A 13972-nucleotide genomic window follows, 5' to 3' on the forward strand; every position below is an offset into this window, starting at 1 on the left:
CGATGCGAGAAGGCAGCGGGCCAGTTCCTGGCTTCCGGGCGCGCCCTCCGGTACGGAGTCGTCCGCTGGGGAGTCGTCCGTACGGGAGGGGGCCCGGTCACAGTGGCGGGACCGTGCCGGATTCGCACCGGCTTCCTGGTTCCTGCTGCCCTGTGGTCGGGTCTCGGGTGCAGTGTGCCAGACCCGTGCGGCGGCTACGCGGGCCCGGGGGAATCGGCAGGCCTCAGTACGCCTCGACGACCTGCACGTCCTCCTCGGTGATCTCGCCGTCCACGATCCGGTACGAGCGGAACTGGAAGGGGCCGGCGCCGTCGGTGTCGGCGGTGGAGACCAGGACGTAGTGGGCGCCGGGCTCGTTGGCGTACGTCACGTCGGTGCGGGAGGGGTAGGCCTCGGTCGCCGTGTGCGAGTGGTAGATGACCACGGGCTCCTCGTCGCGGTCGTCCATGTCGCGGTAGAGCTTGAGGAGGTCGCCGGAGTCGAACTCGTAGAACGTGGGCGAGCGGGCGGCGTTGAGCATCGGGATGAAGCGCTCGGGGCGCCCCGTTCCGGCCGGGCCCGCCACCACGCCGCACGCCTCGTCGGGGTGGTCGGCGCGGGAGTGGGCGACGATCTGGTCGTGGAGCGCCTGGGTGATGGTCAGCATGGCGCCAGGATAGGCATGCGGGCCCTCGCGTACCGGTGGGTGGTACGGGAGGGACCGCATGGTGGACACCGGGGGCCACGGGGGGATGGTCCGGGGCGGTCGGATCCGAGCCTCCGCCGAGCGAACGGAGTACGCCCGGGGGGGCGGCGCGGAACGACTACGGCATCAGTGTCTCGACGAGCGTTTCCTGCAGCGCGCCGAGCCAGAGATAGGCCATCACCATGGGCTTGCGCGGGTCGCTGTCGGGGAGCCGGTAGAGCGAGGCCTCCTCACCCTCGCCCTCGTCGGAGACCTCCAGCCGGGTGCCGATGGTCAGGCGCAGGTCGTTGAGCGAGCCGAGCCAGGCGCGGCACTCCTCGGCGGTGAGGGTGAGTACGGCTCCGCCGCCCCCGGCGGGCGACAGCGCGTCCAGCGTCCGGACGACGGCGAGGGCGTCCTCGCGCTTGCGGGAGCGCAGGTCGGTCTCGGTGAAGCGGCGGAACTCGGCGGACAGCTCCCGCAGCTCCTCCTGCGACCTGCCCTCGGGGGTGGGCCCGTCGGGACCCCCGTACGCGTCGGGGAAGAGCCGGGCCAGGGCCGGGTCCGAGGGCGGCTTGCTGGGCCCCTCGGCGAAGAGCGCGGCGAGCGGGTCCTCGCCGTCGGCGGGCGTGTCGCCCGGGCCGATCAGTTCGAGCAGCTGCACGGCGAGGGAGCGCAGGATCGAGATCTCGACCTCGTCGAGCGCGACGGCCGCGCCGCCGCCCGGGGTGGCCTCGAAGTGGCCGGCCATGGATTCTCCGATGGTGGGTCGAAACGGGGCAGGGGGTGCGTACGGCGGCGAGGACGCTAGTTGCGGTCCTGGGTGAGGGTGGCCCACAGCCCGTAGCCGTGCATGGCCTGGACGTCGCGCTCCATCTCCTCGCGGCTCCCGCTGGAGACGACGGCGCGGCCCTTCTGGTGCACGTCGAGCATGAGTTTGTGCGCCTTGTCCTTGGAGTAGCCGAAGTAGGCCTGGAAGACATAGGTCACATAACTCATGAGATTGACCGGGTCGTTGTGGACGAGCGTCACCCACGGGACGTCCGGCTCGGGGACCGCGAAGGTCTCCTCGGCCGAATCAGGACGTTCGATCTCTACGGGGGTAGCAACGCTCACCTGTCCCATGCTGCCACCCGAGCGGCCCGGGCGCACAAACCGGCCCCACATCTCGTCACTTTGACGAATAGGGGGTAGCATCCCAGCCATGAACTCAGCGGACCTCGGGCGACGGGTCGGCGTTCCGTCGACCGCGCTCTTCACCGACCAGTACGAGCTGACCATGGTGCAGGCGGCCCTCAAGGCGGGCACCGCCGGCCGGCACTCCGTCTTCGAGGCGTTCACCCGCAGACTGCCCGAGGGGCGGCGGTACGGGGTCGTCGCGGGCACCGGCCGGGTGCTGGACGCGGTGGAGAACTTCCACTTCGACGACGAGATCATCGGCTTCCTGCGCCAGCAGGACATCGTCGACGAGCCGACCCTCGAATGGCTGGCGGGCTACCGCTTCAGCGGCGACATCTGGGGCTACCCGGAGGGCGAGGTGTACTTCCCGGGCTCGCCGATCCTGAGGGTGGAGAGTTCCTTCGCCGAGTGCGTGCTGCTGGAGACGGTGATCCTCTCCATCCTCAACCACGACTCCGCGATCGCGGCCGCCGCCTCGCGCATGTCGGCCGCCGCCGGGGGGCGCCGGCTGATCGAGATGGGGGCGCGGCGGACGCACGAGCTGTCGGCCGTGGCCTCGGCGCGAGCGGCGTACGTCGGCGGATTCGACGCCACCTCCGACCTGGCGGCCGGGTTCCGCTACGGGATCCCGACCGTGGGCACCAGCGCGCACGCCTTCACCCTGCTGCACGACACCGAGCGGGACGCGTTCCGGGCGCAGGTGGACTCGCTGGGGCGGGGCACGACGCTGCTGGTCGACACGTACGACGTGTCCGAGGCGGTGCGGGCGGCGGTGGAGATCGCGGGCCCCGAGCTCGGGGCCGTACGGATCGACTCCGGGGACCTGCTGCTGGTCGCGCACCGGGTGCGGCAGCAGCTGGACGAGCTGGGGGCGACGGGCACGAAGATCGTGGTGACCTCGGACCTGGACGAGTACGCCATCGCCTCGCTGGCGGCCGCACCGGTGGACGCGTACGGGGTCGGCACGCAGCTGGTGACCGGGAGCGGGCACCCCACGTGCTCGATGGTCTACAAGCTGGTGGCCCGGGCAGGCGGGTCGGGGGACGCGGGTGCTCCGCTGGTGCCGGTGGCGAAGAAGTCGCTGGGTGCGAAGTCGTCGGTGGGGGGCAGGAAGTGGGCGGCGCGCCGGGTCGACGGGCACGGGGTCGCCGAGGCCGAGGTGATCGGCACCGGGGCGGTGCCGGAGGAGCTGGCGGGGCGGGAGCTGCAGGTGGAGCTGGTGCGGGGCGGTCAGGTGGTGGCCCGGGAGCCGTTGGAGGCTCCTCGGGAGCGGCACGTCTCGGCTCGGGCCGGGCTGCCGATGTCGGCGATGCAGTTGTCGCGGGGGGAGCCGGTGCTGGGGACGGAGTACGTGTGAGGCCGGGGGCGTCCGGCTGGGCCGCTTCGCCCTCGAGCGCCGGACGGACCGGATGGTGACCCGGCGGGGTGGATCGGTGTGTCGGCGGGGTGGAGAAGCCCTAGTGGGTAGGGGTTGATTGTGGGCTTCTAGTCTCTACGCTCGTTGGCATCCCCGTGAACGTTGGAATACACCGCTCTCCCTCTCCCCACCAAAGGACACCCGCCATGCACCGCGCATTGATCGTCGTCGACGTTCAGAACGACTTCTGCGAGGGCGGCAGCCTCGCGGTGGCGGGTGGTGCCGACGTCGCCGCCGCCATCACCGACCTCATCGGTGAGGCCCAGCCCGGCTACCGGCACGTGGTGGCCACCCGGGACCACCACGTCGACCCCGGTGACCACTTCTCCGAGACCCCGGACTTCGTGGACTCCTGGCCGGTGCACTGCGTCGCCGGGACCGAGGGGGTCGGGTTCCACCCGAACTTCGCGCCCGCCGTCGCCTCCGGGGCCATCGACACCGTCTTCGACAAGGGCGCCTACTCGGCCGCGTACAGCGGTTTCGAGGGCTCCGACGAGAACGGGACCGGCCTCGCCCAGTGGCTGCGCGAGCGGTCCGTCACCGAGGTCGACGTGGTCGGCATCGCCACCGACCACTGCGTACGGGCCACCGCCCTGGACGCGGCCCGTGAGGGATTCGTCACCCAGGTGCTGCTCGACCTGACCGCCGGGGTCTCGCCGGCGACCACCGAGAAGGCCCTGGACGAGCTCCGGACGGCGGGCGTGAAGCTCTCCGGGAAGCCGGTCGTGGCCGAGGCCCTGTAAGTCCCCGAGGCCCTGCAGGCCCCCCGAGGCTCCGCAGCCCCGCCGCAGCCCCTCGGAGAGCGGCGCCCCTATGCCGCTGGGCGGGCGGGTCCGGCATACCCCGCCGGGCCCAGCAGGGCCCTGATCGGGTGCCACAGCTCCTGGCCCGCCTGGGGCGCCGCCCGCCACAGCAGGCCGTCCGGGTGGTGCAGCACCGCCGTGATCTCGTCCGGTGTGGGCGGCCGGTCGTTGCCGCGCAGGTACACCGCCCGCAGCCCGAGGTTGCGCAGCCTGGTCAGGGCGCGCGCCCGGTTCGCGGCGTGGACCAGCACCCGTACCGGGGCCCCGGGGCCCGCCCCCGTACCGGCGGCGCACGACGGTGCGCCCTCCGTCGGTCTGGTGAGGGTGAGGGCCACCACCACCGTGCCGTTCGGCAACCTGCAGAAACCTCCGCCTGCCATGCTTCGCACTCCCCCGTGAGACGTCGTGTCAATAAGGATGTGAACAAGACGCACCTAAACACGATCGGCCGCCGCCCGCTAGAGGGCTACGGCCGATCATGCTCTTACCTGCGGCGTTACGGAACTATCGGCCCGAGGGGCCGACCATCACGGTCATCGAGGAGCCGTTGAGCGGCTCCAGGAGGACGGAGATGCGGGTGTTGGTGTCAGAGACCCTGACACTGCCCGTCGGGTTCTCCTTGTACCAGTAGGTGCCCTTGCGGTCGTCGAAGACCGGGTTGCCCAGCGAGGGCTGGATCCTCAGCGGCACGTCCGCGTTGTGGAGCGTGAAGCCCTTGTTCGGGTACCAGCTGAACGGGGCGTCGAACGGCTGGATCTTGTTGCGCAGGAGCGAGCCGTCCTTCCACTTGAGCGGCTTGGCGTGCGCGTCGACCGGCAGGATCAGACCCTCGCCCGGGTGGGCGGAGGTGTTGTTGTCCTTCTGGGAGGTGTCCCAGAGCCAGACGAGCAGACCCGTCTGGTACGCGTAGTGCTCGACCCAGTCGGGGCGGGTGGTGGAGAAGCCGAAGTTGTACGGGCCGACCTTGAGGGTCTCGTCGTACGACACGTACTGGCGGTTCTCCGCGATGTAGTACTGCGGGTAGTCCTGCGTGAACGACTCGCCGATCCGCGAGAAGCCCTTCACCGTCCAGCCGCTGTCGTCGCCCTCGGCGTTGTCCGAGAAGAGGGTGGCGCCGTCGGCGGTGATGGTGATCTCGTCGGCCGCGAAGCCCTTGCCGCCCGCGCCGCCGTCCGTCTGGTAGCGGAAGCGGAGGTCGACCTTCTTGCCCGCGTAGGCGTCGAGGGAGAAGGAGAGCTTCTGGTACGCGCCCGAGACGTCGGTCAGGGCCGGCTTGTCGCTGGCGTCGCGCGGGATGGCCTTGCCGTCGGCGGTGCCGTCGAGCGCGGTCCAGCTCGTGCCGCCGTTGTCGGACACCTCGGTGTAGAGGTAGTCGTAGTCGGCCTCGATGTCGTACCAGCCCGAGAGGTCCAGCTTCGCCGACGACGTGCCGGTCAGGTCGACCGAGCGGGTCAGGGTGTTCGACAGGTTGTCGCCCCGGTCGCTCCACCACTGCTTCGTGCCCTCGGCGGGCTTGACGACGGTGGTGGTGACGGGCTTGGCCGGCAGCTCGACGACGAGTGCCTGCGGGTCCTTGGTGTTGTAAGCCGAGACGCCCAGCTTGTGCAGCGAGGTCTTGCCCGCCTTGGCCGTGTCGTAGTCGAGCCAGCCCAGCTGGAGCTTGTCCCACGAGGTCATGTCGCCCGGCAGGTTGCCGATCTCGCCCTTGCCGGTGCCGAGCCAGGAGCCCGCCGACATCAGGGACCAGAAGCCGACCGAGTTCTCGCCGCCGCCGGAGGTGTCGTACAGGTCCGGGAGGCCGAGGTCATGGGCGTACTCGTGGGCGAAGACGCCCAGACCGCCGTTCTCCGGCTGGACGGTGTAGTCGCCGACCCAGATGCCCGTGTCACCGATCTGCGCGCCGCCGGCCTTGTTGTCGGCCGGGCCGGTCGCGCCCGCGTTGGTGCCGTACGCGTACCAGCGGTGCGCCCAGATGGCGTTGGGGCCCTCGGCGCCGCCGCCCGCGGACTCGTCCTCGCCGGCGTGGACCAGCTGGAAGTGGTCGATGTAGCCGTCCGGCTCGTTGAAGTTGCCGTCGCCGTCGAAGTCGTAGCGGTCCCACTGGTCGTACTCGGCCAGGTCCGCCTTGATCTGCGCGTCGTTACGGCCCTTGGCCTTCTGGTCGGCGACCCAGGCGTTGACGCCGTCGCGGACCGCGTCCCAGACGTTGGCGCAGTTGGACTGGCCGCAGTAGTTGGAGCCGTAACGGGCCTCGTTGTAGTCGACCTTCACCCAGTCGGAGACCGCGCCCTCGACCGAGTAACGGCCCGAGGAGGTCTTCTCGTAGTAGGTCTTGAGCGAGTGGACGTTCTTGCCCTCGCCGAAGTACAGCTTCTCGAAGTGCGCCTGGTTGTAGTCGGCCTTCCAGGCGGTGCTGTTGTCCTTCTTCGGGTCCGGCTTGGCGATCTCGTTGTGCGCCGGGCCGGGCGTGCCGCCGTACTTCTTGACCGGGGGCTTGGGGCCGTCGCCGTCCGGGTCGAACATCGTGGTGTCGTCGACCTTGTCGCCGAACTCCAGCAGGATGGTGAAGATCTTGTCGGTCTTCTCCCGGCCGAGCTCCACGTACTTCTTGTCGCCGAGCTTGACGACCTTGGAGCCGCTCCGGTTGGTCACCTTCTTGTCCCCGGACAGCACCTGCTCCAGCGCGGCCTCCCGCTGCGCTGCCTGCTGCTCGCTGAAGGGGCCTTCGAGGTTGTGCTCCACGTGTCCCTTGCCGGGCGCCGGGTCATGGCGGTCGACGGTGGGTGCGGCGGAAGCGGCGGAACCTGACGTGGTGTCATGCGCCTGGGCGGTGGCGAAGGTCGACGCCGTCGCCGCGGTCGCGGCCATGGCCACGACAACAGCAGCGGCGCGAAGCGCGCGTCTCTGATTGGTCACTTGATGCAGTCCTCCCCGGGCGTCCGCGCAGCGGCCAGGGGGGTGTGGAGAGGGCCGCGCGCGTAAACGCGTCACAAGTGACGACATTCGATCGGAGTTGCGAGAGAAAAGACAGACCTTGACTTGAACAGACCAAGTGCACTATGCAGGAGCGCTCTTCCGGTATGCGGACAGGATCACCGTCAACGGGCGCGCCACGCCGTCCGGTTGGTGAGAGCCGTGACTCCGTGCGCCCCCTGTGCACCGGTACCGTGGGTTAGGTCACGCTTACTATCGGTCCTTGTCGGGCATCCACCGTCGTAGGGTCGGAAGGCGCCTGTGCACGTGCCTACCGCCCGCCCATCCGACGTCCCGAGGACGGAAACCGTCATGCTGCGTCCGACTGCCGCACAGCTCGTCTACGGTTCGGCCACCGTCATCTGTACGACCCTCGCCCTGCTGCTGCTCTCCGGTACGGAATCGGGCATCGGCGTGGCCCTCGCCGCCGTCACCGCGCTCGCGCTCGGCCTGCTGGTGGCCGTACGCCTGCCCCAGCCCCGGCAGGCCGCCCCGAGCCGGACGGTGCGACCGCAGCGGACCGCCCACGCCTCCGCCGCCCGTACGCACCACGCTCTGGACGGCCTCGGCGCCCGGGAGCGGGTGCCGGCCGCCCGCTCGTCCCAGCAGGCGAACCGGCAGCACTCGCTGCGCCGCTGAGCGACCTGCGCCTTCGGCAGCCGGGCGGAACGACGTACCCGCCAGGCTGCCGGGCTGCGCCTACCGGGCCGCCACCACCACGGTCTTGGCCGCCTTGTCCTGGAGCCCCTGCCGGTAGGGCTTGTCCGTGAACATCATCACGATGTTGATCAGCCACCACAGACACGGGCAGCACAGCAGCGCCGGAGCCCACAGGACGACGGCCCGCATCAGCGCAGCCCCGGTGTCGGGCACCCGGCCGTCGTTGAGCATGGCCACGCGCAGCTTCAGCAGCCGCTTGCCCAGGGTCCGGCCGTCCTTGTGCGTGAAGTACGTGTCGTACGCGACGTAGACGACCAGGCCGATGAACGACCACAGGAACTGGTGGCCGCTGTAGGCGCCGTCGAACCCGTCGCCGCCGTCCCCGTCGACATCGATCGCCCCGCCCCACGGGAGCGAGATCAGGTACAGCGGGATCGAGATGACGAGGAAGTCGATCAGCCGGGCCAGGATCCGCTTGCCCGGCTCGGCCAGCGGCGGCATCCCGGCCAGCGGGTCCGGCGCCCCGAAACCCCCGCCGCCTCCGTACGGGTCGTTCGGCGGGGGCGGGGGCGGCGGAGGGGGCGGCGCGCTCCCGTACGGCGGCTGACCGTACGGCGGCTGACCGTCTGACGGCGGCGGGGGCTCCTGCGGCTTCTTGAGGAACGGATCGTCGTCCTCTGGCGGCTGGCCGGGCGTCGGCTGGTCGTTGCTCATGGGGGCAGTGCATCCCGAGCCACCGGGACCCGCAACGGCTCAGGTGCGTTCGGGGGACGCGGGGCGGCATACGAGTCTACGGCGGGCCTCCAGGACCTGCCCGCCGGCCGTGTTCCCCCGGCCTCGCTCAGCCCGCCACGAACGTGCGGGCCGCCTTGTCGTGCCAGCACTGGCGCCAGGGTCGGTCGATCAGGCACCAGAGCACGTTGACCACGCCGATGACCAGGAGCCCCAGCACCCCGTAGACGAGCCAGCGGCGCAGGGCCGCTCCCAGGGTGGGCGCGTCGCGGGACTCGATGTCCCGTACGTCGAGGCCGAAGAGCTTCTTGCCGAGCGTCCGGCCCCACTTCGCGGTGGGCAGCGCCTCCAGGAGGAAGCCGAGGACGAGGAAGGCCGCGACCAGAGCCCCCAGCAGCGTCCCGGTGGTGGAGTCCAGCAGCCAGACGGTGACGGTCTCGCCGGTCTGCTTCGCCGCGGTGATCTTGCGGTCGATGTGGTCCATCGCCTGGGTGCCCAGGGGGATGGCCACCGCGCCGACGACCGTGCCGAGCACCAGGTTGTCGACCAGCCGGGCGGCGAACCGCTTGCCGAGCCCGGCGGGCCGGGCCGCCGCCTGGGCGCGGACGAGCTGCTGGAAGGGGTCGTCGGCCGCCGGAGGCTTCCAGGGCACGACGGGCTGATCCGCCGCCCCGGACCCGGACTGCGCGAAGGCGGGCTGTTGTTGCTGGTGGGGCAGGGGGTGGGGCTGCTGATGGTGCTGCGGTTGCTGCTGCTGGGGCTGGGGCTGGGGGGTCTGTTGCTGCGGCTCGGGCTGGGCCAGTCGGTGGACCTGCTGTGCCCAGGACGCCGAACCGCCGCCGGGGCCCGGCGTGAGCGGCGTGGGTACGGCGGGGGCGGCGGAGGCCTGGACCGGTCCCTGGCGCGCCTCCTGGGAGGCGGGCGCCGGCGCCGGGAGCGCCTGGGGCCCGGGGGCCCGCACGGGGCCCACGTTCGGTGCCACGCTGACGTTCTGCGGCCCCTGCGGCCCCTGCGGCGCAACGGCGTTCGGCTGTACGGAGTCGGGGCGCGGGGCACTTCCCCCTACGGCGTTCGGCTGTAGGGCACCGGCCTGCGGGCCCACCGCGCGGATCGTGACCGTGCCCTCCGTCGGCGGACGCGGCCCGGCCCCCTCCGCCGCCCCGGCTTCGTGCCGCATCCCCGGCAGCGCGCCGCGGGTCGGGTCCTGCGCCAGGGGCGTGCGCGGGTCTGCCGGGGCCGCGGCGGGCTCCGGTGCCGGACCGCCCCAGGAGATCCGGCGGTCCCGCTCCCCGCCGAAGCCGGTCTGGCGCGCGGAGTCCGCCTGCCAGACGGACCCTGCCTCGGCGTCGGACTCGTAGCGGTCGGCGCCGACGGATCCGCCCGAGGAGTCCGTACCGCCCGTGCCGTCCGGGAGGCCGTCCTCCTCGTCGAAGAAGATCGGCCCGGTCTCCTCCACCGGTGCGGCCTGCTGCGGCGCGGGCCGGCTCGTACCGGGCACCCAGGACGCGCCGTTCCAGTACCGGACGTAGCCGGGGATGGAGGGGTCGGGGTAGTAGCCCTCACGGGGGCTGTCGTCACCGGGTGCCGGAGTTGGCGCGCTCATCAGCGGGTCCCGTATCTCTTCGAGGCCTCAGGCCGTTCGGCGCCGGGAGGGCGGACGGCCTCAATACAAGGGTCCACATCTATCAGACCGCCACGTTCCCCCGGGCCGGTCCGCCTGTTTGGGACAACTTTCGCAACCGATCGAAGTTTTTTTGAGAAGTCGCGTAATAGGTGGCGGGGAGGGCGCTCTCTCCTTGTGCGGGACGGTCAGTGGGACCGGCCCATGAGCACCGGAAGGTCGTGCATTCTCATGATGAACATCGTGGAACGTGAGCTGGAACTGAAGCTCGTCCTGTCCCCCGAGCGGTCCATCCCGGTCCCCGCCCGGCTGACGTACCGCACGGACGACCCGTACGCCGTGCACATCGCCTTCCACATCGGCTCCGAGTCCCCCGTGCACTGGACGTTCGCCCGGGAACTGCTGGTGGAAGGGGTGTTCCGGCCGTGCGGGCACGGGGACGTACGGATCTGGCCGACGAAGATCGACCACTGCAGCGTGATCTGCGTGGCCCTCACCTCCCCGGACGGCAACGCCCTCCTCGAGGTGCCCTCGGCCGCCGTGGCCGCCTGGGTGGAGCGGACGCTGCGCGTGGTGCCGCCGGGCACGGAGAGCGACCGGCTCGGGATCGACGAGGCGCTGGCGGAGCTGCTGGCCCCGCTGCCGGCGGACGACCTGTGGCTGAGCGACCCGTGGTCGGCGGACGAGTCGCCGTCCCAGGAAGGTGAAATGTGAGAGCCCCCGTGGGGAGCGGGTGTCAGAAGAGCTTGCCCGGGTTGAGAAGGCCGAGCGGGTCGAAGGCGGCCTTGATGCCGCGCTGCAGCTCGATACCGGTCTCGCCCAGTTCGCGGGCGAGCCACTCCTTCTTGAGGACGCCGACGCCGTGTTCGCCGGTGATGGTTCCGCCCAGCTCCAGACCGAGCGCCATGATCGCGTCGAAGGACTCGCGGGCCCGGCGGGACTCGTCGGGGTCGGTGTGGTCGAAGCAGACGACGGGGTGGGTGTTGCCGTCGCCCGCATGGGAGCAGACGCCGATGGTCAGGTCGTACCGCTCCGCGATGGCGGCGGTGCCCTCCAGCATGGCGCCGAGCTGCGAGCGCGGTACGCAGACATCGTCGATCATCGTGGCGGACCTGACGGTCTCCAGTGCGGTGAGCGACATCCGGCGGGCCTGGAGGAGGAGTTCGGACTCGGCGGGGTCGTCCGCCGGGACCACGTCGGTGGCGCCGGCCGCGGTGCAGAGCGCTCCGACGGCGGCGAGGTCGGCCGCCGGGTCGGGGGTGTCGAAGGCGCAGAGGAGGAGCGCCTCGGTGGTCTCCGGCAGCCCCATGGAAGCCAGCTCGTTGACGGCACGCACGGTCGTCCGGTCCATCAGTTCGAGGAGTGACGGGGTGTGACCGCGTTCCATGATCCGGCACACAGCGTCACAGGCGGCGGCCGCCGAGAGGAACTCGGCGGCGAGGACGAGCTGCTGCGGCGGCTGCGGCTTGAGCGCGAGGACGGCCTTGACGACGATCCCGAGGCTGCCCTCGGAGCCGACGAAGAGCCGGGTGAGGTCGTATCCGGCGACCCCCTTCGCCGTCCGGCGGCCGGTGGTCAGGAGCCGCCCGTCGGCCAGGACGACGTCCAGACCGAGGACGTACTCGGCGGTGACCCCGTACTTCACGCAGCACAGGCCGCCGGAGGCCGTGCCGATGTTGCCGCCGATGGTGCAGGTCTCCCAGCTGGAGGGGTCCGGCGGGTAGTAGAGGCCGTGTTCGTTCACCACGCGTGAGAGCACCGCGTTGATGACGCCCGGCTCGACGACGGCGATCCGGTCGACCGGGCTGACCTCCAGGATCCGGTCCATCTTCACCAGGGACAGCACGATGCAGCCGTCCGAGGCGTTGGCCGCGCCGGACAGGCCGGTACGGGCGCCCTGCGGGACGACCGGGACGCGCAGGTCGGTGGCGGCGCGCATCACGTGCTGGACCTGCTCGACCGTGCGCGGGAGCACGACGACGGCCGGGGTGCCGGCCTCGCAGAAGCTCGCCATGTCGTGGGCGTAGGACGCGGTGACGTCCGGATCGGTGATCAGGGCCTCGGCGGGGAGCCCGGTGCGCAGGCGTTCGAGAAGATCGCTCATGGTTCCAGCGTGGCACCCGGGGGCCAATGGTGTGAACCCGTCGGCGGGAGCGATCCCAAGGCGCGGTGTGCTCGTATGACTGACGCACAGTGATGGCCATGGATGTCATGCCCCAGCAGGATCCCGAGTCCCGCCGGCCGCCCGAGCCGTCCCCGCACGGCCCCTACGCGATGCCCGCCGAAGGCGCCACGGCCGTACCGCCTCCCCCGCCCACTCTCCGGACGACCCTGCGCCGGGCCGCGTTCGGGGCGGTGGCGGCGGGTGTGCTGCTGGCCGGGGCGCTGGTGGCCGTACCGGACGGGAAGGACGACCGCCCGAAGGAGCCGGGCCCGGTGGAGCGGGCCGAGGCGGCGGCGACGGCGGGCTCCCCCGCCTCCCTCTCGGACCTGACCGCGCTGATCGGGGACCGGCAGAAGTGGGTGGAGTCCCACCCGGGCGACGCGCCGTCGTGGGCGACGCTCGGTTCGGCGTACGTGGAGTGGGGGCGGCGCTCGGCGGACGCGGCGTATCTCGGGCGCGCCGAGGAGGCCCTGAAGCGGTCGCTGGAGGCCCGGCCGGGTGAGGACGGGAACGGGGAGGCGTGGGTGGGGATGGCGGCGCTGGCCAACGCCCGGCACGACTTCCTGGCGGCGAGGCGGTGGGGCGAGACGGTACGCGAGCAGGACCCGAAGGCCTGGAGTGTGTACCCGGTCCTCATCGACGCCTACACCGGTCTCGGCGATCAGAGGGCGGCGACCGAGGCGACGGAGAAGTTCGGCGAGCTGCGCAAGGGCGTCCCGGCGCTGGCCCGCACCGCCGACCTCTACCGGAGCCAGGGCTGGCGCGAGGACGCCCTGGCCACCGCCCGGGAGGCCGCGGACCGGGCGGTGGCGCCCGCCGAGAAGGCCGAGGCGCTGCACCGCCTCGGCGAGCTGGCCTGGGAGCGGGGCGAGCCGGAGGAGGCGGTGGCGCAGTTCGACGCGGCGCTGCGCACGGAATCCGGCCACCACGCGTCCCTGGCGGGCAAGGCCCGGGCCCTGGTGGCGCTGGACCGGACGGACGAGGCGCTGGCCGCGTACCAGAGCGCGGTCACCGAGCTCCCGCGCCCGGCCTACGTCCTCGAACTGGGCGAGCTGTACGCGTCCCTGGGGCTCGACGGCGACGCCCAGAGCCAGTACAAGAAGCTGGCCCAGCTGCTGGACCAGGCCAAGGCGGCCGGGGTCGACGAGTCGCTGATCCAGGCCCGCTACGAGAGTGACCACGGGGACCCGGCGGTGGCGGTGGAGCTGCTGCGCGGCCAGTGGAAGAAGCAGCACCGCAGTGCGGCGGTGGCGGACGCGCTGGGCTGGGCGCTGCACCGGGCGGGCACGTCGAAGGAGGGCCTGGAGTACGCGCGGCAGGCGGTGGCCACGGGCGTGCGCAACGCCTCGTACGCGTACCACCTGGGCGTGATCGAACGGGAGCTGGCGCAGTACGGTCCCGCCCGTCGCCACCTGGAGCAGGCGCTGCGCACCAACCCGGCCTTCTCGCCGCTGGACGCGCCGAAGGCCCGGGAGGCGCTGGAGGCGCTGGGTGAGCCGCCGCCGGGCGGGCCGGGGGACATGCAGCCGCCGCCTCCGCCGGCCCCTGAGCCGAAGCGGGAATCGAAGCCGGAGCCGAAGCCCGAGCCGACGCGCGAGTCCCCCAAGGCGGAGGCCCCGGCCCCGGCCCCCTCGAAGACGGCCCCTGCCCCGTCGAAGCCGGCCCCGAGCAGCCCGGCGGCGGTGGAGGCCGACGCCTCGAAGTCTCCGTAGCTTCTCGAGAACGGCGTACGCCACTGCGGTCCGGGGTGCTGCCCCGG

The 13972-nt window shown here is 71.8% G+C and carries 13 protein-coding genes and 1 riboswitch; of the genes, 5 read left to right on the forward strand and 8 right to left on the reverse strand.

Features of this window, described 5'->3' with window-relative positions; genetic code table 11:
- Positions 1-21 precede the first annotated feature (21 nt).
- Positions 22-141, reverse strand: a riboswitch (cobalamin riboswitch).
- Between the two features lie 82 nt (positions 142-223).
- The 3 genes from ABZ154_RS04445 to clpS form a co-directional block, all read right to left on the reverse strand.
- Complete coding sequence (locus ABZ154_RS04445; RefSeq protein WP_151512624.1) at positions 224-646, reverse strand: M67 family metallopeptidase; 423 nt, start codon at positions 644-646, stop codon at positions 224-226.
- Between the two features lie 157 nt (positions 647-803).
- Complete coding sequence (locus tag ABZ154_RS04450) at positions 804-1415, reverse strand: DUF2017 domain-containing protein (RefSeq protein ID WP_356828924.1); 612 nt, start codon at positions 1413-1415, stop codon at positions 804-806.
- Between the two features lie 56 nt (positions 1416-1471).
- The gene (clpS, locus tag ABZ154_RS04455) at positions 1472-1789 is read right to left on the reverse strand and encodes an ATP-dependent Clp protease adapter ClpS (RefSeq protein WP_030567742.1); all 318 of its coding nucleotides are present in this window, start codon (positions 1787-1789) and stop codon (positions 1472-1474) included.
- 79 nt (positions 1790-1868) lie between these two features.
- Between clpS and ABZ154_RS04460 the strand changes: the two genes are divergently transcribed.
- Together ABZ154_RS04460 and ABZ154_RS04465 are read left to right on the forward strand one after the other, a co-directional pair.
- Entirely contained in the window at positions 1869-3200 is a 1332-nt protein-coding gene (locus ABZ154_RS04460) for a nicotinate phosphoribosyltransferase (RefSeq protein WP_356828926.1), read from the forward strand.
- Positions 3201-3406: 206 nt separating this feature from the next.
- Positions 3407-4003, forward strand: coding sequence for an isochorismatase family protein (locus ABZ154_RS04465; RefSeq protein WP_151512628.1), 597 nt, complete (start codon positions 3407-3409; stop codon positions 4001-4003).
- Between the two features lie 68 nt (positions 4004-4071).
- Here ABZ154_RS04465 and ABZ154_RS04470 read toward each other — a convergent pair whose 3' ends face one another.
- Both ABZ154_RS04470 and ABZ154_RS04475 read right to left on the reverse strand, forming a co-directional pair.
- Positions 4072-4443 (reverse strand): hypothetical protein, encoded by a 372-nt coding sequence (locus tag ABZ154_RS04470; RefSeq protein WP_356828928.1) that lies wholly within the window; start codon positions 4441-4443, stop codon positions 4072-4074.
- Between the two features lie 124 nt (positions 4444-4567).
- The gene (locus ABZ154_RS04475) at positions 4568-6979 is read right to left on the reverse strand and encodes an immune inhibitor A domain-containing protein (RefSeq protein ID WP_356828930.1); all 2412 of its coding nucleotides are present in this window, start codon (positions 6977-6979) and stop codon (positions 4568-4570) included.
- 369 nt (positions 6980-7348) lie between these two features.
- On the opposite strand from ABZ154_RS04475, the gene ABZ154_RS04480 reads away from it, so the two are divergent.
- Complete coding sequence (locus ABZ154_RS04480) at positions 7349-7675, forward strand: hypothetical protein (protein ID WP_356828932.1); 327 nt, start codon at positions 7349-7351, stop codon at positions 7673-7675.
- A gap of 60 nt (positions 7676-7735) precedes the next feature.
- Here ABZ154_RS04480 and ABZ154_RS04485 read toward each other — a convergent pair whose 3' ends face one another.
- Entirely contained in the window at positions 7736-8410 is a 675-nt protein-coding gene (locus tag ABZ154_RS04485) for an RDD family protein (protein WP_356828934.1), read from the reverse strand.
- Between the two features lie 127 nt (positions 8411-8537).
- A complete protein-coding gene (locus ABZ154_RS04490; protein WP_356828936.1) occupies positions 8538-10031 on the reverse strand; it encodes an RDD family protein in 1494 nt (497 codons plus the stop codon).
- 249 nt (positions 10032-10280) lie between these two features.
- Here ABZ154_RS04490 and ABZ154_RS04495 point away from each other — a divergent pair, with 249 nt between their 5' ends.
- Positions 10281-10763: an SsgA family sporulation/cell division regulator gene (locus ABZ154_RS04495; protein ID WP_356828938.1), complete on the forward strand. Its 483-nt coding sequence runs from the start codon at positions 10281-10283 to the stop codon at positions 10761-10763.
- 22 nt (positions 10764-10785) lie between these two features.
- Here the strand turns inward: ABZ154_RS04495 and ABZ154_RS04500 are convergent, their stop codons facing one another.
- Entirely contained in the window at positions 10786-12153 is a 1368-nt protein-coding gene (locus tag ABZ154_RS04500; RefSeq protein ID WP_356828940.1) for an FAD-linked oxidase C-terminal domain-containing protein, read from the reverse strand.
- A 98-nt stretch (positions 12154-12251) separates the two neighbouring features.
- On the opposite strand from ABZ154_RS04500, the gene ABZ154_RS04505 reads away from it, so the two are divergent.
- Complete coding sequence (locus ABZ154_RS04505) at positions 12252-13925, forward strand: tetratricopeptide repeat protein (protein ID WP_356828942.1); 1674 nt, start codon at positions 12252-12254, stop codon at positions 13923-13925.
- Positions 13926-13972 lie beyond the last annotated feature (47 nt).

The sequence above is a fragment of the Streptomyces sp. NPDC006261 genome (assembly GCF_040613515.1).
Classification (GTDB): Bacteria; Actinomycetota; Actinomycetes; order Streptomycetales; family Streptomycetaceae; genus Streptomyces.

Bases quoted from the DNA above. Each gene is read 5' to 3' on its own strand.
- ABZ154_RS04465 (WP_151512628.1), top strand. From the start codon at position 3,407: ATGCACCGCGCATTGATCGTCGTCGACGTTCAGAACGACTTCTGCGAG.
- ABZ154_RS04460 (WP_356828926.1), top strand. From the start codon at position 1,869: ATGAACTCAGCGGACCTCGGGCGACGGGTCGGCGTTCCGTCGACCGCG.
- ABZ154_RS04470 (WP_356828928.1), bottom strand. From the start codon at position 4,443: ATGGCAGGCGGAGGTTTCTGCAGGTTGCCGAACGGCACGGTGGTGGTG.
- ABZ154_RS04480 (WP_356828932.1), top strand. From the start codon at position 7,349: ATGCTGCGTCCGACTGCCGCACAGCTCGTCTACGGTTCGGCCACCGTC.
- ABZ154_RS04500 (WP_356828940.1), bottom strand. From the start codon at position 12,153: ATGAGCGATCTTCTCGAACGCCTGCGCACCGGGCTCCCCGCCGAGGCC.
- ABZ154_RS04505 (WP_356828942.1), top strand. From the start codon at position 12,252: ATGGATGTCATGCCCCAGCAGGATCCCGAGTCCCGCCGGCCGCCCGAG.
- ABZ154_RS04490 (WP_356828936.1), bottom strand. From the start codon at position 10,031: ATGAGCGCGCCAACTCCGGCACCCGGTGACGACAGCCCCCGTGAGGGC.
- ABZ154_RS04445 (WP_151512624.1), bottom strand. From the start codon at position 646: ATGCTGACCATCACCCAGGCGCTCCACGACCAGATCGTCGCCCACTCC.
- clpS (WP_030567742.1), bottom strand. From the start codon at position 1,789: ATGGGACAGGTGAGCGTTGCTACCCCCGTAGAGATCGAACGTCCTGAT.
- ABZ154_RS04450 (WP_356828924.1), bottom strand. From the start codon at position 1,415: ATGGCCGGCCACTTCGAGGCCACCCCGGGCGGCGGCGCGGCCGTCGCG.
- ABZ154_RS04495 (WP_356828938.1), top strand. From the start codon at position 10,281: ATGATGAACATCGTGGAACGTGAGCTGGAACTGAAGCTCGTCCTGTCC.
- ABZ154_RS04485 (WP_356828934.1), bottom strand. From the start codon at position 8,410: ATGAGCAACGACCAGCCGACGCCCGGCCAGCCGCCAGAGGACGACGAT.